General features: G+C 73.0%; 20 protein-coding genes. 11 read left to right on the top strand and 9 right to left on the bottom strand.

Features of this window, described 5'->3' with window-relative positions; translation table 11 throughout:
• Positions 1-81: 81 nt before the first annotated feature.
• Both DEI92_RS03595 and DEI92_RS03590 read left to right on the top strand, forming a co-directional pair.
• Positions 82-1,131: a biotin/lipoate A/B protein ligase family protein gene (locus tag DEI92_RS03595; protein ID WP_111010142.1), complete on the top strand. Its 1,050-nt coding sequence runs from the start codon at positions 82-84 to the stop codon at positions 1,129-1,131.
• Positions 1,132-1,277: 146 nt separating this feature from the next.
• Entirely contained in the window at positions 1,278-1,604 is a 327-nt protein-coding gene (locus DEI92_RS03590) for a hypothetical protein (protein ID WP_146244046.1), read from the top strand.
• On the opposite strand, the gene DEI92_RS03585 is transcribed toward DEI92_RS03590, so the two are convergent.
• Both DEI92_RS03585 and DEI92_RS03580 read right to left on the bottom strand, forming a co-directional pair.
• On the bottom strand, positions 1,601-1,885 hold the full coding sequence (locus tag DEI92_RS03585; protein ID WP_111010146.1) for a GNAT family N-acetyltransferase: 285 nt from the start codon (positions 1,883-1,885) through the stop codon (positions 1,601-1,603). The two genes, DEI92_RS03590 and DEI92_RS03585, sit on opposite strands and share 4 nt — an antisense overlap.
• The gene (locus tag DEI92_RS03580) at positions 1,882-2,805 is read right to left on the bottom strand and encodes an alpha/beta fold hydrolase (protein WP_258370036.1); all 924 of its coding nucleotides are present in this window, start codon (positions 2,803-2,805) and stop codon (positions 1,882-1,884) included. The genes DEI92_RS03585 and DEI92_RS03580 overlap by 4 nt, the downstream gene beginning before the upstream one ends.
• Before the next feature lie 124 nt (positions 2,806-2,929).
• Between DEI92_RS03580 and DEI92_RS03575 the strand changes: the two genes are divergently transcribed.
• From DEI92_RS03575 to DEI92_RS03560, 4 genes are all read left to right on the top strand, one after another.
• Positions 2,930-4,081 carry an inorganic phosphate transporter gene (locus DEI92_RS03575; RefSeq protein WP_111010147.1) on the top strand — a complete coding sequence of 384 codons (1,152 nt, stop codon included), beginning with the start codon at positions 2,930-2,932 and terminating at the stop codon, positions 4,079-4,081.
• Position 4,082: 1 nt separating this feature from the next.
• Positions 4,083-4,358 carry a hypothetical protein gene (locus DEI92_RS03570; RefSeq protein ID WP_111010149.1) on the top strand — a complete coding sequence of 92 codons (276 nt, stop codon included), beginning with the start codon at positions 4,083-4,085 and terminating at the stop codon, positions 4,356-4,358.
• Between the two features lie 268 nt (positions 4,359-4,626).
• On the top strand, positions 4,627-5,082 hold the full coding sequence (locus DEI92_RS03565; RefSeq protein WP_220035651.1) for a MarR family winged helix-turn-helix transcriptional regulator: 456 nt from the start codon (positions 4,627-4,629) through the stop codon (positions 5,080-5,082).
• The gene (locus DEI92_RS03560; RefSeq protein WP_181434620.1) at positions 5,079-6,425 is read left to right on the top strand and encodes an MFS transporter; all 1,347 of its coding nucleotides are present in this window, start codon (positions 5,079-5,081) and stop codon (positions 6,423-6,425) included. Before DEI92_RS03565 ends, DEI92_RS03560 begins: the two co-directional genes overlap by 4 nt.
• A 2-nt stretch (positions 6,426-6,427) precedes the next feature.
• Here DEI92_RS03560 and DEI92_RS03555 read toward each other — a convergent pair whose 3' ends face one another.
• Positions 6,428-7,354 (bottom strand): alpha-E domain-containing protein, encoded by a 927-nt coding sequence (locus DEI92_RS03555; RefSeq protein ID WP_111012339.1) that lies wholly within the window; start codon positions 7,352-7,354, stop codon positions 6,428-6,430.
• Between the two features lie 258 nt (positions 7,355-7,612).
• Here DEI92_RS03555 and DEI92_RS03550 point away from each other — a divergent pair, with 258 nt between their 5' ends.
• The 3 genes from DEI92_RS03550 to DEI92_RS03540 all read left to right on the top strand — a co-directional run bounded on the left by DEI92_RS03550 (position 7,613) and on the right by DEI92_RS03540 (position 9,640).
• Positions 7,613-8,620, top strand: coding sequence for a C4-dicarboxylate transporter (locus DEI92_RS03550; RefSeq protein WP_111012338.1), 1,008 nt, complete (start codon positions 7,613-7,615; stop codon positions 8,618-8,620).
• Positions 8,621-8,650: 30 nt separating this feature from the next.
• Positions 8,651-9,169 carry a MarR family winged helix-turn-helix transcriptional regulator gene (locus tag DEI92_RS03545; protein WP_181434619.1) on the top strand — a complete coding sequence of 173 codons (519 nt, stop codon included), beginning with the start codon at positions 8,651-8,653 and terminating at the stop codon, positions 9,167-9,169.
• 198 nt (positions 9,170-9,367) lie between these two features.
• Positions 9,368-9,640 carry a hypothetical protein gene (locus tag DEI92_RS03540; protein ID WP_111012336.1) on the top strand — a complete coding sequence of 91 codons (273 nt, stop codon included), beginning with the start codon at positions 9,368-9,370 and terminating at the stop codon, positions 9,638-9,640.
• A 112-nt stretch (positions 9,641-9,752) separates the two neighbouring features.
• On the opposite strand, the gene DEI92_RS03535 is transcribed toward DEI92_RS03540, so the two are convergent.
• The 3 genes from DEI92_RS03535 to DEI92_RS03525 form a co-directional block, all read right to left on the bottom strand.
• On the bottom strand, positions 9,753-10,622 hold the full coding sequence (locus DEI92_RS03535) for an NAD(P)-dependent oxidoreductase (RefSeq protein WP_181434618.1): 870 nt from the start codon (positions 10,620-10,622) through the stop codon (positions 9,753-9,755).
• A gap of 84 nt (positions 10,623-10,706) precedes the next feature.
• Positions 10,707-12,575, bottom strand: a complete 1,869-nt coding sequence (gene recQ / locus DEI92_RS03530; RefSeq protein ID WP_111010161.1) for a DNA helicase RecQ — start codon at positions 12,573-12,575, stop codon at positions 10,707-10,709.
• Between the two features lie 9 nt (positions 12,576-12,584).
• A complete protein-coding gene (locus DEI92_RS03525) occupies positions 12,585-13,685 on the bottom strand; it encodes a CPBP family intramembrane glutamic endopeptidase (RefSeq protein WP_111012335.1) in 1,101 nt (366 codons plus the stop codon).
• 106 nt (positions 13,686-13,791) lie between these two features.
• On the opposite strand from DEI92_RS03525, the gene DEI92_RS03520 reads away from it, so the two are divergent.
• Positions 13,792-14,835 (top strand): ketopantoate reductase family protein, encoded by a 1,044-nt coding sequence (locus tag DEI92_RS03520; protein WP_111012334.1) that lies wholly within the window; start codon positions 13,792-13,794, stop codon positions 14,833-14,835.
• Positions 14,832-15,332: a GNAT family N-acetyltransferase gene (locus tag DEI92_RS03515; RefSeq protein ID WP_111010166.1), complete on the top strand. Its 501-nt coding sequence runs from the start codon at positions 14,832-14,834 to the stop codon at positions 15,330-15,332. The genes DEI92_RS03520 and DEI92_RS03515 overlap by 4 nt, the downstream gene beginning before the upstream one ends.
• A 12-nt stretch (positions 15,333-15,344) precedes the next feature.
• Here the strand turns inward: DEI92_RS03515 and DEI92_RS03510 are convergent, their stop codons facing one another.
• From DEI92_RS03510 to DEI92_RS03500, 3 genes are all read right to left on the bottom strand, one after another.
• Complete coding sequence (locus DEI92_RS03510) at positions 15,345-18,416, bottom strand: AAA family ATPase (protein ID WP_111012333.1); 3,072 nt, start codon at positions 18,414-18,416, stop codon at positions 15,345-15,347.
• Positions 18,416-19,570 (bottom strand): exonuclease SbcCD subunit D, encoded by a 1,155-nt coding sequence (locus tag DEI92_RS03505; protein ID WP_111012332.1) that lies wholly within the window; start codon positions 19,568-19,570, stop codon positions 18,416-18,418. Before DEI92_RS03505 ends, DEI92_RS03510 begins: the two co-directional genes overlap by 1 nt.
• Before the next feature lie 142 nt (positions 19,571-19,712).
• Positions 19,713-21,260 carry a signal peptidase I gene (locus DEI92_RS03500; RefSeq protein ID WP_111012331.1) on the bottom strand — a complete coding sequence of 516 codons (1,548 nt, stop codon included), beginning with the start codon at positions 21,258-21,260 and terminating at the stop codon, positions 19,713-19,715.
• Between the last annotated feature and the right edge of the window lie 54 nt (positions 21,261-21,314).

The raw sequence follows: 21,314 nt of genomic DNA, 5'->3' as shown, positions 1-21,314 counted from the left end.
CGCTCATCATGACGCGCTCCGCGGGCCGGGAGGCACGCCCCGCGCCGCTCGCGTGCGTCGCGTCCGGCATAGGCTGACGGGATGCACGGCGAGTACAAGGTCCCCGGAGGCAAGCTCGTCGTCGTCGACCTCGAGGTCGTCGACGGCCGGATCGACGGGTTCCGTCTGGCGGGGGACTTCTTCCTCGAACCGGACGACGCCCTCCCCCGCATCGACGCGGCGGTGAACGGCCTGCCGGTCGAGACCGACGCCGCGGGCATCGCGGCCGCCGTCCGGGCCGCCCTGCCCGAGGGCGCCGTCCTGCTCGGGTTCACCCCGGAGGCGGTGGCCACGGCCGTGCGTCGGTCCCTGGCCCGGGCCTCGACCTGGCAGGACCACGACTGGGAGATCATCCACGAGGGCCCCATCCCGCCGAACGAGCACCTGGCGCTCGACCAGGTCCTCACCGAGGAGGTCGGTGCCGGACGCCGCGGTCCGACCCTGCGGATCTGGGAATGGGACCAGCCCGCCGTCGTGATCGGCAGCTTCCAGTCCCTGCGCAACGAGGTCGACCCGGCCGGTGCGGCGCGGTACGGCGTCGAGGTCGTCCGCCGCATCTCCGGCGGGGGTGCGATGTTCATGGACGCGGGCGCGATCATCAGTTACTCGCTCTACGTGCCGGCGGACCTCGTGCAGGGCATGAGCTTCGCCGACTCCTACGCGTACCTCGACGAGTGGGTGATCGAGGCGCTGAAGTCCCTGGGCATCGAGGCCTGGTACCAGCCCCTCAACGACATCACCTCGGCGAAGGGCAAGATCGGCGGTGCCGCGCAGAAGCGGCTCGGCACGGGCGCGATCCTGCACCACGCGACGATGAGCTACGACATGGACGGCGAGAAGATGGTCCAGGTCCTGCGCATCGGCCGCGAGAAGATGAGCGACAAGGGCACCACGAGCGCTGCGAAGCGGGTCGATCCCCTGCGGTCGCAGACGGGTCTGTCACGCGCCGAGATCATCGACCGACTCATCGCGACGTTCACCCGGCTGTACGGCGCGCACGAGGGCCACGTCACGCCGGAGGAACGTGCCCGCGCCCAGGAGCTCGTCGCGACGAAGTTCGCCACCCGCGAGTGGCTCGAGCGCGTCCCCTGATGCAGGGCGTGGCGCCCGGGAGGAGGGGACTCCCGGACGCCACGCGAGCATCGTCGACGCCGGACCAGAGACGGGGGCTCGAGGATCATGAGAATCACCCGCGCGGCTGATCCCCCGCGCGGACGACCCACGTAGCCTCGGTGCTCGTGAACTGGTTGATCCTGCTCGGCGCGGTGGCGGCGGCCGTGCTCGCGACGTGGGTCGCGGACCGACTCGGCTGGGTCGACCTGTCGAACAAGGCGAGCCGGGGCGGCTCGTCCGGTGGCGCCATCGCGATGATGGACGAGGTGTTCGCGCCGACCCGTCACGAGACGCAGGCCGAGTTCGATCGGCAGTCGCGCCTCCCGGTCGAGGCGCCGACGCCGGCGGACGACGACCACGACCTGCTGAGCGGCCACGTACTCATCCGGGTGCCCACGGTCCGTGCGGACCGCGGGCCGGCTCGTGCCGGGGCGCACGAGCGCAGCTTCTAGACCGCCAGGAGCTCCTGGTAGTCCGGGTGCTTCTCGATCCAGGCGTGCACGTAGGAGCACTGCGCGACCACCGACCGGTCGGATCCCGCACGGACGTCGTCGAGCGCTCCGCGGACCAGGATGGACGCATTGCCGCCGCCGCGGTGCTCGGGGTCGACCTCGGTGTGCACGAAGCGGATGACGTCGCCGTCGATCTCGTACGCGGCGAAGCCGATGACGGCACCGTCCTCGACGAGTGAGTACTGGTTCTGGTCGGCGTCGTTCCGCACTTCGGTCGTCATCCGGCCGAGGCTACGCCCCCGCCCCGGACGTCCGCAGTGCGGGTGTGAGCGTTCAGCCAGGCGACCAGGTCGGCGATGACCTCGTCCCGGTTCGTCTCGTTGTAGACCTCGTGTCGCGCGCCCTCGTACACGTGCACCCGCACGTCGGTGAGGCCGGCGCGGCCACGGTACGCGCGGGCCAGTCGGTGCACGGAGCGCGGCCCGCCGAGCGGGTCGTCGGACCCGACCTGCAGGAGCAGCGGCAGGTCGTGCGGGATCCGACGCCGCGGGACGCCGAGCAGCCGGAGGGTGTCGGCGATCCCGAACAGCCCGATGACGTCCGCCTCGGCCGCGAGCGGGTCACCCGCCATCGCCTCGATGATCGCGCGGTCGCGGGTCAGCCACTCGTACTTCGTCGGCCCGAGGTGCGCGTGCCGCTTGTTGAGGTCGCCGCCGTTCATCCAACCGGGCACACGGTAGGCGGACCCGGACAGCACGAGGCCGTCGTACTCGCCGCTGGCGGTGTTGACGATCTTCTGCGCCATGATCGATCCCCACGAGTGGCCGAGCAGGACGATCGGGAGCCCCGGGTGCGCCTGCCGCGCGACCCGCGTCATCTGCTGGACGGCGGCCACGGCGGCGCGGAGACCGCCGGGTCCGAGCCGGCCGAGCTGCGTCCGGTCGTCACCGTGCTGTCGGAGGCCCGTCCGCCCGTGCCCGCGGTGGTCGTTGACGACGACGGTCCACCCCGCGGCGACGAGGTCCCGGGCGAGCGACGCGTACCGCCCGCCGTGCTCCCCCACCCCGTGGGCGATCTGCACGACGCCGTGCGGGTCCGCCGCGCTCCAGGTGTCGTAGACGACGTCGATCCCCCACGCGTCCCTGAACGTCGCCTCGATCGGCGCACTCGGACCGGGCGGTGTCGGCTGCGGTGCGGTCACCACACCATCTTGCCGCGCCGACGCCCGAGTTCACCCGCTGTTCACCTCGGCGCGTGCGGCACTCGCCTAGCGTGGCGCCCGTGTCGGCAGTCCCGCTGCCGACGCCCTCACGACAGGAGGCAGCATGGACGTCCTCGTCACCGTGGTCCTCGTGATCGTCGTCGCCCTGGTGTTCGACTTCACGAACGGGTTCCACGACACCGCCAACGCGATGGCCACGTCCGTCGCGACCGGTGCCCTCAGACCGCGCACCGCGGTGCTCATCTCGGCGTCGCTCAACCTCGTCGGCGCGTTCCTGTCCACGGAGGTCGCCTCGACGGTGTCGCAGGGGATCATCAACGAGGGCCAGAGCGGCATCGAGATCACACCCGTCATGATCTTCGCCGGCCTCGTCGGCGCGGTGCTCTGGAACCTCGCCACGTGGTACCTCGGCCTGCCGTCGAGCTCGACCCACGCGTTGTTCGGCGGTCTCATCGGGGCCGCGGTCATCGGCGCCGGGTTCCAGTCGGTGAGCTGGACCACCGTGGTGTCGAAGGTCGTCCTGCCGGCCCTGTTCTCCCCCGTGATCGCGGGCGTCATCGCACTCGTCGCGACGTTCGTGGCCTACCGCTTCACCCGGAACGCGACGACGCACGGTGCTGCGACGGGGTTCCGGCACGGGCAGACGATCTCGGCGTCGCTGGTGTCCCTGGCCCACGGGACGAACGACGCGCAGAAGACGATGGGCGTCATCACGCTCACGCTCGTCGCGGCGCACTACCAGGAGTCCGGGACCGGCCCCGAGCTGTGGGTGATCCTCGCCTGCGGCCTGGCGATCGGCCTCGGCACCTACACCGGCGGCTGGCGGATCATGCGGACGGTCGGCAAGCGGATCTCGGACGTCCAGTCGCCCCAGGGGTTCGCCGCCGAGACGAGTTCGGCCGCGACGATCCTCATCTCGAGCCACCTCGGGTTCGCCCTGTCGACGACGCACGTGACGAGCGGGTCCGTCGTCGGGTCGGGCCTCGGCAAGCGGCTCGCCGACGTGCACTGGGGCGTGGTCGGGAGGATCGCCTCGGCCTGGGTGATCACGCTCCCCGCCGCCGCGGTGGCCGGCGGCATCGCGACCTGGATCGCGTCGTCCTCGGCGATCGGGCTCGTCATCGTGGCGTTGCTCGCGGTCGCCGGTGGCGGGACCTTCGTCATGCTCGCCCGACGCAAGCCGATCACGCACGAGAACGTCAACGACGAGCCGGCCCCGGAGCGCGAGCCGGTCGCCGCTGGAGCGGAGGCCTGACATGGGGTCCACCATCGACTGGAGCGCCATCGGCGAGGTGTTCGGCGTCGGGTTCGTCGCCGCGGTGGGCATCGTCGTCGTCTACACCCTGGGCCTCCGCCTGCTCGGCGTCGGCCAGCCGCAGGACCCGCGCGGTGAGGCGACGACCTCCGACCAGGAGGCCCCGCGTTCGGGTCGCACGCCGCCCGCGGCGATCGCCGGTGCGGGACTGTGCTTCGCGGTCGGCGCCGCCGCGGTGCTGTTCGGGATCTGGCTGACGGTCCCCCAGTTCCACTGACGGCCGCCCCGGCCAGGGCTGGCCAACCCGGCCAGGGCTGGCCGGCCCGGCCAGGGCGGGCCGGTCCTCCAGGTCCGGCCGGTCCTCCAGTTCCGTCGAGATCGCAGAAGATGCCGCTTTGGCCCCCTCCGAAGCGGCATCTTCTGCGATCTCGACGCAATGGGGGCGACCCCATGGCGACCGGTGGGCGCGGGCGACCGCGCGGGCACGCGGCTGCGCCCTCCGCGGAACCAGTTCGTTCGCCGAACTAATTTGATAGGCTAACGATGTGTCCGTCGAAGTCCCCGCTCGCCCCGACCGGGCGACACCGCACGCATCGCTGAGCAGCGACCTGCGGATGACCGTCAACCGCCTGTCCCGGACCCTCCGCGCCCAGAAGGCCGACGCCTCCGTCCCGGATGCCCAGTTCTCCGCCCTCGCGCAACTGCACCGGAACGGTCCTCGCTCCCTGGCCGACCTCAGCGATGCCGAGGGCATCACGCCCCCCTCGATGACGAAGACCGTGAACGCCCTCATCGAACGTGGGCTGGTCCGGAAGACCGAGGACACCGTCGACAAGCGCAAGGTCCTGATCAGCGCCACCGATGCCGGTGCCGCCTTCGTCCGGGAGACCCGTCGTCGCCGCGACGCCTGGCTCGCGCCCCGCATCGCCAAGCTCACACCCGCCGAACGGCGCACCCTCGCCGACGCCACCGACATCCTGAGGAGGCTCACCCAGCAGTGACCGCCATGTTCAGTTCCCTCTCGGGACGCAACTACCGCATCTGGTTCTCCGGCGCCCTCGTGTCGAACGTCGGCACGTGGATGCAGCGCACCGCGCAGGACTGGATCGTCCTGACGCAGTTCACCCACGACAGCGCCGTCGCCGTCGGTATCACGATGGCGTTCCAGTTCGGGCCGCAGCTCGTGCTCATGCCGATCACCGGACTCGTCGCCGACCGGTTCGACCGCCAGCGCACCCTGATGGTCACGCAGGCCCTCATGGGAGCGCTCGGTCTCGCACTCGGGATCATGGTGGTCACGGGCGCTGCCTCGCTCCTGTCGGTCTACGGGTTCGCGCTCGCGCTCGGCATCGTCGCCGCCTTCGACACCCCCGTGCGCCAGGCCTTCGTGTCGGACGTCGTCCAGGGCGAGAACGTCGCGAACGCCGTCGCACTCAACTCCGCCTCGTTCAACGGTGCCCGACTCATCGGCCCCGCGATCGCCGGCGTGCTCATCACCGCCATCGGTTCCGGTTGGGTGTTCGTGATCAACGCGGCGTCGTTCATGGCGGTGCTCATCGCGCTGCGGTTCGTCGACCCGGCACAGCTCGCTCGGCGTATCCGGCCGAAGCGCGGCAAGGGTCAGATCCGCGCGGGGTTCACCTACGTCCGCACCCGCCCCGACATCGTCGTGGTGCTCTGCATGATCTTCGTGGTGGGGACGTTCGGCCTCAACTTCCCGATCTTCACGTCCACCATGGCGCGCGTGGAGTTCCACCGCGGCGCGGGCGAGTTCGGCCTGCTCAACTCGGTCATGGCGATCGGTTCGGTGCTCGGTGCACTCCTGTCGGCCCGTCGCGAACGTCCGCGCCTGCGCCTGCTCGTCGTCGCGTCCACGGGCTTCGGGCTCGCATGCGCCGTCGCCGCGGTCATGCCCACGTACGCGACGTTCGCGATCCTGCTCGTGTTCGTCGGGCTCTCCGCCATGACGTTCATGACCACCGCCAACGCCCTCGTCCAGACGACGACCGAACCGGCGATGCGCGGCCGGGTGATGGCGCTGTACATGGCGATCTTCGCGGGTGGCACACCCATCGGAGCGCCGATCGTCGGCGCCGTGGCCGACTCCTGGGGTCCCCGGTGGGCGCTCGGCGTCGGGGCCCTGTCGGGGTTCGTCGCCCTCGCGATCGCGCTCGTCTGGTTGTCCCGGTTCCAGCACCTCCGACTCCGGTACGACGCGGACAGTCGGCTCCACCTGGCCGTGACGAGCTCGATCCCGGTGGTCGGCGGGCGTCGGGCGCGCGCGGCGATGCAGGCCGAGTTCGCCTCGGAGGAAGCCGTCGCGAACCGCACCAGCTCCGCCTGAGGTCAGCGGCCTCCGGCCCAGGACGGGGCCGCGTCCGTCGGGAAGTACCGGGCACGGATCGCGTCGGACACCTCCGTCGTCGCCTGCCGCACCTGTTCCATGCGGCTCGGCAGGTCCTCGAGGATCGCGGCCACGGGCGCGACCTCGAGTGACGACCGGATCCCACCGAGGAGGCGCTGGGCATCGTCCTCCGTACCGGCCCGCTCCGTCGCCGGCTCGACCTCGCGGAGGCACTGCTCGGCGCGGCGCACCGAGAACAGGACGGAGCGCGGGAACGACGGGTCGAGCAGGAGGAACTCGGCAGCAGTCCGCGCCGACGGCACACCGCGGTGCGTGTGCAGGTACGGCTCGTAGGCGCCGCACGAGCGGAGGATCGTGGTCCAGCTCGGCCCGGCGACCTCGGTGAGCATGCGGCTGGCGAGCAAGCGCGCGGTCAGGTCGGCCCGCTCGATCGAGCGTCCGAGGGTGAAGAAGTTCCAGGTCTCGTCGTGGCTCGTGGTGGACTCGATGATCCCCACCGCGAGCGCACTCCGCTCCCGCACCCACCCGAAGAACTCGTGCACCTTGTCGCTCGCGACCTTGCGGGGCATGCGCGCCCGCGTCGTGTTGAGGCACTCCCACAGCTCGGTCGACACGAACTCGCGGGCGCGGCGTGCGTCCTCCCGGGCCGCGCCCAGGGAGTACGCGATCGAGGCGGCGTTGTGCCGGTCGACGGCGAGCATGCCGAGCACGTCCGCACGGGTGAGTCGCTCGTCGTCCGGCACCGATGCCCCCAGGACGCCGAGCAGACTGCGGCAGGCGAGGTCCTCCTCGATCCACGGCTCCTCGTCGAGCAGTTGCAGGTGGACGTCGAGGAGCCGGGCGGTCCCGTCCGCGCGTTCGACGGAGCGGCCGATCCCGAAGACGCTCTTGGCGGTGCGGCTCAGCACGTCGCCTCCTCGGACGCTCCGGACCCGTCGGCCGCAGCGGACGGAGCGGCCATGCCGAGAACATAACGACTCGTGATTGCCGCGGTGTTTCATGCCCGGGTCACGGATGTTGCGGATGCGTGGGCGCGTCCGCGATGTCCGGAGGCGCGCCGGGCAGCAACGACGTGCACGGACCGGACGTGCCGGTCGCAACGGGAGTGGGCGGGGAATGCTGTGCCGCCTATGAAGGTTACATCGGCACCCGAACAAGGAGCCAAGATGACCACCACGACGACACTGCGACCACGATTGCCGCTCAACACGTTCGGGATCTCGTTCGGCACGGCAGGTATCGCCGGTACCTGGACCACGGCCGGCGACCTGCTCGGAGCGCCGGCCGCCATCGGCGAAGTACTGTGGGCCGCCGCGGCGGTCGCCTGGGTCGTGACCATCGTCCGGTACCTGCGCCGACCGGGCGGGATCCGAGCCGTCGTCGCCGACCTCCGCCACCCGGTCCTCGGTCCGTTCGCCGCGCTCGTGCCCGCGGTGGGGTCGCTGCTCGCGGTGCACGTGTCGACGTGGGCGCCGACGGTCGGGGCGGTCGGCGTCTGGGCGATGCTCGCGCTGACCACGGCATTCGGTGCGTGGTTCGTGACCGACCTGCTCACCACGCCTCGCGACCCGGGAACGCTCCACGGCGGGTACCTGCTCCCGACCGTCGCCAGCTCGCTGCTCGGCGCGCAGGCGCTCGCGACCATCGGTCACCCGGCACTCGCGACGGGCTTCTTCGCGACCGGCGTGCTGTTCTGGCTCCTCGTCGGCGCCGTGCTCCTCGTTCGGTTCGCGACCGGACCGGCGATCCCGGCCGCACTCCTGCCCACGCTCGCGATCGTCTCCGCACCGCCGGCGGTCGCGGGCAACGCCTGGTGGGTGCTGACGGGAGGCACCCCGTCCATCGTGCACACCGCCCTCGCCGGCGTCATGGTCGCCTTCCTCCTCCCGCACGCCTTCCTCGTCCGTCGCTACCTCAGGTCCGGGTTCGCGATCGGCTTCTGGGCGATGACCTTCACGACAGCCGCGAGCGCCACCTACGGGATCCGGCTGCTCACGTCCACGGACCTCGGGACGCTCGGCATCGCGTCGGCCTGGGTCGTCGTGGCGCTCGCGACGGTGATCGTGGGCAGCATCGCCGTGCGGTCCATGGGGCTGTTCCTCCAGCGACCCCATGATGCAGCTGCAGCTGCGGTGCCCGCGGCAGATCGGCGACCCAGCGAATCCCTCGACTGACTAGCTGCTAGATGATCTAGCATGTCGTCCATGTCCGAGCCAACGACGCAGGCCCGGGGCTTCTGGGACGGTGCCTCCCCGGCATCGGTGACCGACGTCCTCGAGGCGCTCCGTCAGCTCCGCGAGGCCGAGCAGCGCGCCCACCGCCGAGCGTGTGCGTCCCTCCACGTGGGCGAGAACGGCCTGCACGCGTTGCGCTTCCTGCTCGAGGCCGGTGCCGTCGGGCAGGACGTCAACGCGAAGGACCTCGCGGTCCGGCTCGGGGTGACCGCGGCCTCCACCTCGGTGCTGGTCGAGCGCCTCGTCCGGAGCGGGTACGTCGAGCGTCACCCGGACCCGCAGGACCGCCGTGGCGTGCTCCTCACGGCCACCGGCCCGGCCGCCCACCGCGCCCGTCGCGTGATCGCGGAACTCGACGCGACACGGGGTCGAGCGGTGACGGACCTGCCTGCCGGAGCCGCTGACGTGGTGCTGCGGTTCCTCACCGAGATGGCCGACGCGGTGGGTGCCGAAGATTCCGTACCCGCGGGTATGGACAATTCTAGTTAGGCCATCTAGATTGTGACCCGCGAGGCAAGAGGTGCGGCGCCGTTCGGGTCGGAGCCGGACCTCTCTCCTCCCTTGGACGGTGCGGCCTCGTTCGGGTCGATGGCCGCACCGTCCCCCTTCTCCTCGCCGCTCGCGCGACTCGGTCCGTCCTGCCACGCTCCCGACCGGTGTCCATCCGCCCGGCGGTATCGTCGGCACATGGGGCACGACCAGGCGGACGAGGGATCGGACCCCGAGCGCGTGCCCGACCCGCATCAGGAGCGGACGGCGGAGCACGAGCGCAGCGTGCACCCCGAGGACGCCATGCCCCTCGCCGAGCTCGATGCACACGCCCGCGCCGAGGCGGCACTCCGGCGCATCGCGGCCGGCAGCGACCCGGGGCGCGAGGCCTTCGACCTCGCGAACACCCTCAACGACGAGACCGTCGCGCGCGTGCGCGCTCGACTCACCCGCTGGTTCCGGCGACACTGACGCGGTCACCGCCGCACCGCCGCGAACGGTCTGGAGGCGCGCACACGGCCCGGCCGACCCGGTCCGGTCCGACCCGGTCCGCCGCGTCCTTGTGGGTCGGCGACGCCCGCGATCAGTCGGTCGCGCCCTCCGGCCGGAACCCCGTGACGACGGCGGCGATGTCGTCCCCACCGTGCCCCGCGGCGCTCGCCTGCCCGTAGACGGTCACGAGGGCGTCGAGCAGCGTCGTGCTGACGCCGGACTCGTTCGCCGCGTCGACCATCAGGCCGATGTCCTTCCGGAGTCCGTCGAGCGCGAACTGCGGGTCGAACCGGTCGGCGATCATCGCGGCGCCCTTGGTGTGCGCGTACTGCGAGTCGGAGGCGCTGCCGTCGATCGCCTGCAGGAAGAGGTCGGGGTCGAGTCCGAGTGCGGTGGTGAGCGTGAGCGACTGCGCCGTCGCGGCCGTGATCGAGGCGATCCAGGCGTTCGCGGCGAGCTTCAGTGCGGTCCCGGCCCCGACCGCGTCCCCGGCGACGACGATCTTGACGCTGATGGCCTCGAGCACCGGCCGGACGCGGTCGAGGAACTCCTGCGCACCGGCGGCGAGCATGGTGAGCTTGCCCTGCTCCGCCGGTCCCTTCGTCCCGAGCATCATCGCCTCGACCAGGGTGATCCCGTGCTCGGCGGCGACGTGCACCACGCGCTCCGTGCCCTCGAGGCCGATGGTCGAACTCTGGACCCAGATGGCCGACTCGGGGGCCGCGTCCGCCGCCTGCCCGAGGACCTCGAGCACGGCGTCGATGTCGAACAGCGTCAGCAGGACGACCTGCGCCGATGCCACGGCGTCAGCGGGCGAGGTCGCGACCGTGGCGCCCTGTTCGCCGAGGGGCTGCGCACGCTGGGCGGAACGGTTCCACACGGTCACGTCGTGCCCCTCGCGCAGGAGCGACCCCGCGACGCCGGCACCCATCGCGCCCGTTCCCAACACCGTCACCCGCATGCGCGCCTCCTCCGTCCGGTGCCCGGCTCGGTCGCCGCGGCAGCGCCGCCGACGCTACGCCGAGGAGGCCGCGAGGACGGCGAGTCAGGCTGCGTTCGCCACGACCTCGAGCACACCCTGGCCGTAGGCCTCGAGCTTCGCGGCCCCGACGCCGCTGATCTGCGCGAGCTGCTCGAGCGTCGCCGGTCGCGTCGCCGCGATACCGCGCAGGGTAGCGTCGCCGAACACGACGTACGCCGGCACGCCCTGTTCTCGCGCGCGGGTGCTCCGCCACGCGCGCAAGGCCTCGAACAGGCCGGTGGCCTCGCTCGGGAGGTCCGTGGGCGCCGCCCGACGCCGGGTCGCCCGCACGGGACGGGGCTGTTCGCGCCGGAGCCGGACCTGGACACGCCCGGCCAGGACGTCGGCGCTCGTCGGGGTGAGCACGAGGGTGCCGTAGCCGTCGCCCGAGACACCGACGAACCCCTGCGCCAGGAGCTGCCGCACGACGCCGCGCCACTCGCCCTCGGACAGGTCCTGCCCGATCCCGAAGGTCGCGAGGGACTCGTGGCGCAGCTCCTGCACCCGCGGCGACTGCTTGCCGACCAGGATGTCGACGATGTGCCCCGCGCCGTACCGCTGGCCGCGCTCACGGTCGAGCCGGACCACGGTGGACAGGAGCTTCTGCGCGGGCACGGTGCCGTCCCAGGCCTCGGGCGGGGCGATGCACGTGTCGCAGTTGCCGCACGGCGTGGACTCCTGCCCGAAGTACGCCAGGAGTCGCACGCGGCGGCACTCGACCGTCTCGCAGAGGGCGAGCATGGCGTCGAGGTGCATGCTGAGCCGTCGGCGGTGGGCGGCGTCGCCCTCGGACTGGTCGATCATCCGACGCTGCTGCACCACGTCGTTGAGTCCGTACGCCAGCCACGCGGTCGACGGCAGGCCGTCACGTCCGGCACGGCCGGTCTCCTGGTAGTAGCCCTCGAGCGACTTGGGCAGGTCGAGGTGGGCCACGAACCGGACGTCGGGCTTGTCGATGCCCATGCCGAACGCGATCGTCGCGACCATGACGACGCCGTCCTCGCGCAGGAACGTCGCCTGGTTCCGGGCGCGCACCCCGGCGTCGAGTCCGGCGTGGTACGGCAGCGCCGGCACCCCGCGTTCCACGAGCGCGGCGGCGGTCCGCTCCACCGACGCCCGGGACAGGCAGTAGACGATGCCGGCGTCCCCGGCGTGCTCGGTGGTGATGAACTTGAGCAACTGCTGCAACGCGGCTGCCTTGGGCTCGATCCGGTACTGGATGTTCGGGCGGTCGAAGTCCGCCACGAAGTGCGCGGCGTCGTCGAGGCCGAGCCGGGCGGAGATCTCGCGGTGCGTCTGCGGCGTCGCGGTGGCCGTGAGCGCGATCCGGGGCACGCTCGGCCACCGTTCGTGCAGGACGCTGAGTTCGAGGTAATCCGGCCGGAAGTCGTGCCCCCACTGGGCGACACAGTGGGCTTCGTCAATGGCGAAGAGGCTGATCGCCGCGCGGTCGAGCAACGCCCGCGTCGACTCGAGCCGGAGTCGCTCGGGCGCCAGGTAGAGCAGGTCGACCCGACCGTCCACGAGGTCGCGTTCGACCCGGGCACGTTCGTCGGGCGTCTGCGTGGAGTTGAGGAACGCCGCGCGCACGCCGTTCGCGGCGAGGGCGTCGACCTGGTCCTGCATGAGCGCGATGAGCGGGGACACGACGACGCCGACGCCGTCGCGCACGAGGGCGGGCACCTGGTAGCACAGCGACTTGCCGCCGCCGGTCGGCATGAGCACGAGCGCGTCGCCGCCACCGACCACCTGGTCGATGATCGCCGCCTGCTGCCCGCGGAAGGCGTCGTACCCCCAGACGCGCTGCAGGACCTCGAGCGGCGCCGACCGCGCACTCGACGCGTCCCGGGCACCGGAGACCCCGGGCGCGCGGACGGACGAGGGACTGCTCATGCCGGCAGCCTACGGGCGTCCGCCGACACGGTCCTCCCGGTCCGTCCCGGTGTGGGCGATCACGCTCGCGTCCGAGGTGGGGAGGACGTCCGCGGTGGTGGGCACGGCCTCCCAACCGGGCTCGACGGTGCTGCTCCAGATCGGCGTCCGCCCGCGGAACCGCGGACCCTCCGCGCCCGGGCGTCGACGGTCCAGCCGCGACCGCCGCGCGAGCAGCTCGACGAGCAGCGCGTAGATCCCCATGGTGACGATGGTGACGATCGCGCCTCCGGCCGAGCCGTCGGAGGACGCGGTGTCGAGCCGCGACCACCCCGGGGCCTGCAGCAGGAAGATGACCACGTTGTTGAGCGCGTGGGCGAGGATCCCCGACTCGAGGCCACCCGTCCGCCAGGCGAGGATCGCCGCGATGGCGCCGAACGACCCCACGTCGACGATCCCCCACACGTCGTACCCGTTCGGCAGGTGCAGCAGGGCGAAGCAGATCGTCGACACGAGGACGGCCGGGATCGGGTTCCGCACCCACGAGCCGATCGTCTGCATGAGGAACCCGCGGAAGATGTACTCCTCGGCCGCGGCCTGGAACGGCACGAGCACGACGACCATGACCACGGTCACGATGAGCGTCGTCGAGGACACCGTCTGGTGCCCGAGCTGCCGTGTGCCGAAGGTGAGGAAGCCGGCGCCGGGCGTGTGGAACATCGACCAGCCCTGGATGCCGACCGTGAGGACCGCGAGCACGAGGAGCGGGAGCAGACAGCGCGCCATCCACCCCCAGCGCACCCGGAACCGCACGGAGGACAGCTGACCCCACGGTCCGAGCCCGGCGATCCGGACCGCCGCCATGATCGCCGGCAACAGCAACACGAGGGAGGCGAGCGTCAGCCCGAGCACGAGCGGATCCGTCGACGACAGCGCGTCGTGCTGGATCTCGTGCGCGAACCGCTGGAGGCCCGACACACCCGATCGCGCCAGGATCGGCACGAAGAACCCGATCGCGATGAGCACCTGGCTGACGAGGTAGAACCCGAGGAACACGGCGAGCGCCACCAGGGGTCGCCACCACCGCCAGCGCGAGTGGACGCGGAACAGGCGGTGGTAGGGGACGCTCACGCCGGAAGGCTACCGGGCCGACCTCGCCGGACACTCCGCTCCGGCGGCGGGACCCGCGTCCGCGTCCGCCCGGAGCCTGCCGGGAGGCCCGTGGTACGCATGACGTGTGCGTTACGTCATCATCGGGGCCGGATCGATCGGCGGCGCCCTGGCGGCCCGCCTCGCCCGCCACAGCCCGAACCCGCCCGTCCTCGTCGCCCGCGGGGCCCGGGCCGCGGCCCTGCGCGACCGCGGGATCCGGCTGCGGACACCCGACGAGGACGTCACCGTCCCGGTCGCGGTCGTCGAGGCCCCGGACGAGGCCGCGCTCCGCGACGACGACGTGCTCGTCCTGACGACGAAGACGCAGCAGGCGGACGAGGCGCTCCGGACCTGGGCGGACGCGCCCGTGCACGACGCCGGCGGCACGGTCATCGGTACCGCGGGCGACCTGCTCCCCGTCTGCACCGCACTCAACGGCGTCGAGTCCGAACGCATCGCCCTCCGGTACTTCGAACGCGTGTACGGCGTCTGCGTCTGGCTCCCCGCGGTGAGCCTCGACCCCGCCGAGGTCGTCGTGAGCATCGCGCCGACGATCGGCATCCTCACCATCGGCGCGTACCCGGCCCGCCCGGTCGACGACGACCCGGTCGTGGCGGCGTTCGCGGCGGACTTCCGCGCGAGCGGCGTCGACGTGTACCCGGAGGCCGACGTGATGGGGTGGAAGTACCAGAAGCTGCTGTCGAACCTGGCGAACGGCCTCCAGGCCCTGCTCGGTCCGGACGGGGCGTCCTGGCGAGACCTCGCGTCGGCGCTCCGCGAGGAAGCCCTCGGGGTCTACGCCGCCGCCGGTGTCCAGGCGGTGTCCGACGCGACCGAGAAGGCCCGACGGAGCGACACGTTCCGCTCCCGCCCCGTCCCCGGCGTCGAGCACGAACTCGGCGGGTCGTCCTGGCAATCGCTCGTGCGCGGGTCCGGCTCGATCGAGACCGACTACCTCAACGGCGAGATCGCGCTGCTCGCGCGGTCGGCCGGCACGCACGCACCGCGGAACGCGCTCGTGCAGCACCTGGCACGCGTCGCCGCCCGCGACCACCTCCAGCCCGGAGCCGTCACACCCGACGAGATCCGCAGCCGGTTCGCGACACTGGCGGCGGGGGTGGCGGCGTGAGCGCGTTGGACGGCATCCAGGTCCGGCCCGGCACCGCGATCGAGGCGGACGCGTGCGTCGACCTCTGGTTGGCGGCGCTCACCGACCGCGACGGCGAGGACCAGGGCGCGCCCGTGCGGGAACGCGCCCGGTCCAAGTTCGCCCTGCCGGGGGCGGAGCTCCTCGTCGCGACCCGCACCGGTGACGGCGGCGCCGGGTCGGAGATCGTCGGCTTCGCGGTGACGAGTGACCGGGGCGACGCGGTGGTCGGGCTCGAGCTGTTCGCCACGCGGCCGGACGCCAGGGGTCTGGGCGTCGGACGGGCCCTGCTCGAGCGCGTCCTCGCCGAGGCCGAGGCCAGCGGCGCGGTGCTCGTCGAGCTCGAGAGCCGGGTGACCAACGCCCGGGCCATCGCGGTGTACGAGGCAGCGGGGTTCCGGCCGGAGGGCGACCCCGTGCCGCATCCACTCGGCGGCGACCCCGTCGTCCGGTACGCGTTGCCGGTCGTCGGGGCCTGAGCTCCGCGCGGGTCACACCGTCGTCCGCACCGTCGACCCTCCGCCCGGTGCTCGCCGGACCTCGATCCGGTCGGGGATCCGCTGCTTGAGTTCCTCGACGTGGCTGACGATGCCGACCTGGCGTCCGCCGGCCGTCAGACGCGTCAGCTGCCCGACGACGCCGTCGAGCGTCTCCGGGTCGAGCGTGCCGAACCCCTCGTCCACGAACAGGGTGCCGAGCTCGACACCGCCGGCCTCGGCCTGGACGACGTCGGCGAGGCCGAGCGCCAGACACAGCGACGTCGTGAACGTCTCGCCACCCGACAGGCTCCGCGGGTCGCGCGTCCGTCCGGTCTCGTGGTCGCGCACCGCGAGCGCCAGGCCCGTGCGACGGGCGCGCGAGGACGTCTCGCGCTCGTCCGAGGCCTCGAGCGCGAACCGGCCCCCGAGCATCGCGCCGAGTCGACTGTTCGCGGCGGCGACGACGTCCTCGAACCGCCGCATGAGCACGTACGTGCCGAGCGTGATGCCCGTCGGGTTGACGCTCGACGCCGCGGTCGCGATGTCGGCGAGGCGGACCACCGCGCGGCTCTCGGCCGAGGTCTCCTGTCGTGCCCGCACCGCCCGGGTGAGGTCGGCGCGTCGAGCCGAGGTCGCGGCCGCACGGGCCTCCGCGGTCGCCGCCGCACCGGTGGCGGCCTGGAGGGCCTCCTCGGCTCCGTCGGCACGCGTCCGGACGGCCTCCAACTCGGCTCCGTCGACGGCGTCGTGCTCGGCCGCGGCGACGTCCGCCTCGGCGAGGCCGGCCTGCACGACCGCGTGCTCGCGTTCGGCTCCCGCGACCTCGGACCGGAGCCGCGCCGCCTCGTCCGGCCCGAGCCCGGCGGCGCGGGCGGCGTCGGCGTCGGCGAACCCCGCGTCCCCCAGCGCGCGCTCGACCTCCGCTGCGCGGGCCAGCACGTCACGGTCGTCGCTCCGCAGGGCGTCGGCCGCGGCGGCGACGGCTGCGCAGGCGGCCGCGTCACGATCGAGCGCGGCGACGGCCTGGTCGAGCGAGCCGGTGCCGACACCGCCGGCGTCGACCACCGAGGCACGGCAGCGCTCCACGGTGGCCTCGTCGGCGGCGAGCGCGGCGGCATCGGCGGCGTGGCCGGCGCGCCCGGCCGCCACCTGCGCGGCCAGCGTGCTGCGTTCCTCGGCCAGGGCGCGGGTGTCGCGGTCGAACGCCTCGAGCTGCTCCTCGGCCCGGGCGACCTCGGCCGCGGCAGCGTGCGCACGCGCGATCCGGTCGCGCAGCGCCGACGCGGTCGCGGCGACGGACTCGGGCGTCGCCGCACCGATCGCGGTGGTGAGCCGGTCGCACTCACGCCGCGCGACGGCCTGCCGAGCGGCGGCGGCGCGTTGGTCGACGTCGGCGGTGGCGCGGGCGTCGGCGGCGGCCTCGATGTCGTCGTCCGTCGGGTGGCCGTCGAGCGGCGCCGCGACCGCCGGGTGGTCGACGGAACCACACACCGGGCAGGGCTCTCCCGGCGTCAGGACGCCGGCGAGCTCACCCGCGAGGCCCGCCGCCCGCCGTGTCCGCAGGTCGGCCTCGTGCGTGATGGCCGCCTGCGCCCGGAGCGACGCGGCGGCGAGGTCGGCGTCGGCGGCGGTCGCGTCGGCCGCGGCGCGGTCCCGGTCGTCGAGCAGGGCCCGCACGGCGTCGAGGTCGGCCAGCGCGCGCTCCGCGACGGGTCCGTCGGCGGCCCGGTCCGCGGCCGCGCGGGAGATCGTGACGAGCGCGAGCCGTTCGGCGGGCCGGGCGTCGAGGAGGGGTTCGAGCGCGGCGCGGCGCTCCTCGGCGCGGGCGAGCTCGGTGCGGGCCGAGGCGAGGGCGGCGCGCCGGGCCGGCAGATCGCGCTCGAGCGCGACGGCGTGCCGCGCACCCGCGACGACGTCGCGGAGCGCGGCGGCGTGCGCGGCGAGCGCGGTGGTGTCGACCGCCGGCATCGACTCGAGGTCCTCGAACACGCTGCCGTCCGCGTCCAGCGGCGCGCCACCGGCTCCGGCGCCCACCCCGACGGTGTGGCGTGTGAGGGCGTCCCGGTGCTCGGCGACGACCCGCGCGAGGTCCGCGCCGCGACGCTCGGCACGCGTGCGGGCGGTGTCGAGGCCGACGACCAGGCCGAGCACGCGGCCGGCCCGTTCCGCGAGCTCGAGCCGGGCCCGGGCACCGGCGACCTGCTCCGCGCGGTCCGACAGCGCGGCCTGTCGGCGGAGCAGGTCCGCCCGGCGCCGGAGTGACCGCGCCCGGCGTTCCGCGTCCGCCAGGTCGGCGCGAGCGCGCGCGGCGGCACCGGCCGCGGCGTCCCGGGCCGTGGTCGCCTCGTGCGCGGCGGCGGTGACCTCGGCGACCACGGCATCGGCGGCGAGTTCGTCGACGGTCTCGAGGCCCGCCGCCTCGGCGAGGCGGTTGAGCGCGTCGTGCACGGCGGCGTCCGCACGCTCGACCGCCGCGGCGGCCGCACGGCGGCGAGCGACGAGTTCCTCGGTCGTGCGCTCGTACACGTCCGTGCCGAACAGCGACTGCAGCAGCGCACGACGGTCCTCACCGGGAGCGCGCAGGAAGCGGGCGAACTCCCCCTGCGGCAGCACGACGGTCTGCACGAACTGGCCGCGGTCGAGCCCGATGATGCGCTGGACCTCGGCGCCGACCTCTTGCGTCGCGATCGACAGGGGTTCCCCGACGGCGTCCCCGGGCGCGGCCAGCCGCCACAGGCGGGCCGACGCGTTCTGCCGCGTCGTGCCGCCTCCGCTCTTCTTCGGGCGGTCGTGGGCGGGGGTGCGCCGGACCCGGTGGACCCCTGCCGCGGTCTCGAACACGAGCTCGACGAACGGCTCGACCCCGGCGTCGGCGTGGTGGCTGTGGAGGCGGTCCTTGCTCGCACCCTCACCCGCGAGCGACCCGTAGAGGGCGAACACGACGGCGTCGATGATCGTCGACTTGCCCGCGCCCGTCGGCCCTTCCAGCAGGAACACACCCGAGGCCCCGAGCGCCGCGAAGTCGATGTCGACCGTCTCGGCGTACGGACCGATGGCGGCGAGACGGAGGTGGTGCAGGTACATCAGCGCTCCCCTCCGGCGGCGAGGGCGGCCTCGTACGCGTCGCGCAACACGGCGGTCTCGGCCTCGGTCGCCGGGCCACCGGTCGCGAACGCCACGAAGTCGGCCGCGACCTCGACCGGGTCCGACGCGGCAGTGACGGTCGCGGCGGTGCGATCGGTGGTACCGCCCGCGGGCTCGTGGAGGATCGACAGGGCGTGGGGGAACCGGTCCTTCACCCGCGCGTACATGCGATCCGGATGCACGGTGTCGGTGACGCTCACACGGACCCAGGCATCGGCGTGCTCGGCGGCCGCCCCCTGCTCGATCTCGGCCATCGTCGCCCGGACGTCGACGAGCCGCCGCGGCACGGGTGCGGGGAGCAACTCGACGGACACCCCGCCGTCCGCACCGAGCTCCACGAGGGTCACCGACTTGCGCTGGTGCCGCTCGCCGAACGAGAACGCGAGCGGTGAGCCGGCGTACCGGATGCGGTCGCCGTCGCCGACCCGCTGCGGGCCGTGCAGGTGCCCGAGAGCGACGTAGTCGATGCCGTCGAACACGCCCGCGGGCACGCGGTCGACACCGCCCACGCGGATGTCCTGCTCGCTCTCGCTCGGTGCGCCGCCGCCGACGAACGCGTGCGCGACCACGACGCTCCGGACACCGGGACGGCGACCGAGGTCGGCGCGGACCCGGTCGAGTGCGGCACGGACGACGGCCTCGTGCGAGCGCGCGAGCGGCGCGTCGGGATCGGCCGCGAGCGCATGGCGCACCATGTCCGGCGCGAGGTAGGGCACCCCGTAGACGGCGACCGTGCCGTGGTCGTCGTCCAGGAGGACCGGCTCGTGCAGCCGCTCGACCTCGGCGAGGATCCGGACCCGTTCCGCCATCACGCCGGCGCCGAAGCCGAGGCGCACGGCGGAGTCGTGGTTGCCGGGCGTCACGACGACGGGGGCGAGGGCGCTCAGTCGCTCCAGCACGCGGGACAGCATGCGGACGGCCGGTACGGGTGGGACCGCCCGGTCGTAGACGTCGCCCGCGACGACGACCAGGTCCACCGCGTGCTCCTGCACGAGATCGACGAGGTGGTCCAGGAAGGCCGCCTGGTGGTCGAGCAGGTCCGCGCCGAGCAGTGTCCGCCCGAGGTGCCAGTCCCCCGTGTGCAGGATCCGCATGTGCCCCCTCCGCCGCTGCGCCCGGAGCGTCCGGACCAGGTCACGGTAGCGGGCACCGCGGACATCGCCGGCTGCGCCGGGGTGTGGGCCCGCGGTCACGGTGCCGGTCAGGGACACCGCGCACCGCGGGGGTCTGGGAGGATCAGCGGCCGGCGGAGTAGAGCGCGCTGACCTGGGCAGCCGACAGGGCCGAGTTGTAGACCGCGACGTCGTCGAGGTCGCCCTTGTAGTAGTTGCTCGTGGGCGCGTTCTGCCAGCCGCTCAGGTTGTCGTACCCGATACGCCACCAGCCGGAGTCGGGCTCGGCAGCGGTGTTCGTGTTCGTGGCGACGCTGACGCCGTCGACGTAGAGGACCATGCCGCTCGACGACATCGTGCCGACCACGTGGTGCCACCGGCCGTCCGTCACCGTCTTGGTCGACGTGAGGGTGATGTTGCCGCTGTTGTAGACGCTGAACGAGACGGCGCCCGCCGAGTTGATGTACAGCTGTCGGTCGTACGCGCTCGAGCTGCCCGTCTGGCTGTTGCCGAAGCCGATGACCTTGCCCGCGGCGGTGGAGGTCCGGATCCACGCCTCGACCGTGAACACGGAGGGGGCGGTGATCTTGGTGGTGGACGTCGAGGTGACCTGACCGGTCGCGCCGTCGAGCGTGACGTACGGGCTCGAACCGCACGTGCCGGCGACGCGGGTGACACCGCTCGACAGCGTGGCCGTCGTGCCGCTGGAACCGAGGTCGGTCTCGCTCGTGCCCGACGCCGCGTTGAACGCGTAGTCGATCGTCGGTGAGTAGGTCACGGTGCGACCGAGGCAGGAGAACGACGAGGCGGCCCCGAAGGACGCGCTCGTGGAGGTCATGGCGCCGAAGGGCGCGGCCTCGGCCTTGCTCGGCAGGAGCAGTCCGGTCCCGACGGCGGCGAGCGCGACGGCCGAGCCGACGATGAGGGCGAACAGGCGAGCGGGGAGACGGCGACGTCCCTCCCGGCCCTGTGCCGCGGGGGCACCGGACGGCACGTCCGCGTCGTCGTCCTCGTCCTCGTCGACGAGGACGGGGATGAGCAGGTCGTCGACGTCGTCCGGGAGGCCCTCCCCGGCTTCGTCGTCGTCCGTCGCGGCGACGACGGGGCCGCGACGGAGCGGTGCGTCGATCGTGGACAGGAACGCCATGGCCGTGAGCGCGAGGACGAGGATCGCGACCTTCTTCCACTCACCGTCGCGGAGCCACATGACGGGCATCCCGATGTATGGCACGCGGATGAACCCGACACCGTGGACGGCGCTGCGCGTGATCGGCGTGGAGTCCGCCTGCGGGTTGGCGTCGCCCTTGGTGATGATCTGGCCGTCCTCGCCCGCCTTGTGGAAGCGGTGGAGACGGAGCTCGCCGGGCTGGTCGGGGTCGTCGTACAGCAGGACCTGACCGAGGTGGAGGGAGGTCGGCGCGACCGGCTTCGAGACGACGACGTCGCCCGGCTGGAGGCGCGGCTCCATCGAACCCGTCATGACGGTGGTGGGGTGCCAGCCGATGACGGCCGGTGCCACGGCCCAGAGCGCCATGCCGAGGATGGTGGCGATGACGCCGCGTGCGACGGTGGCGATGACCAGGCGGTTCCAGTCGCGCAGGTCACGGAGCCGGTCCACGCGCACCGCGGGCACCGCGGCGGGGGCCGGGATGGCGATGTTGGTCGTGGTCATGACTCGTTCCTCGGGGGCGGCACCGCTGGTGGTGGATCGGGCTGGTGGGTGGTG

It is taken from the genome of Curtobacterium sp. MCBD17_034 (assembly GCF_003234515.1).
In the GTDB taxonomy this organism is placed as follows: Bacteria; Actinomycetota; Actinomycetes; order Actinomycetales; family Microbacteriaceae; genus Curtobacterium.
The sequence above is the reverse complement of the archived record's forward strand: the minus strand, read 5'-3'. Positions and strand labels throughout refer to the sequence as shown.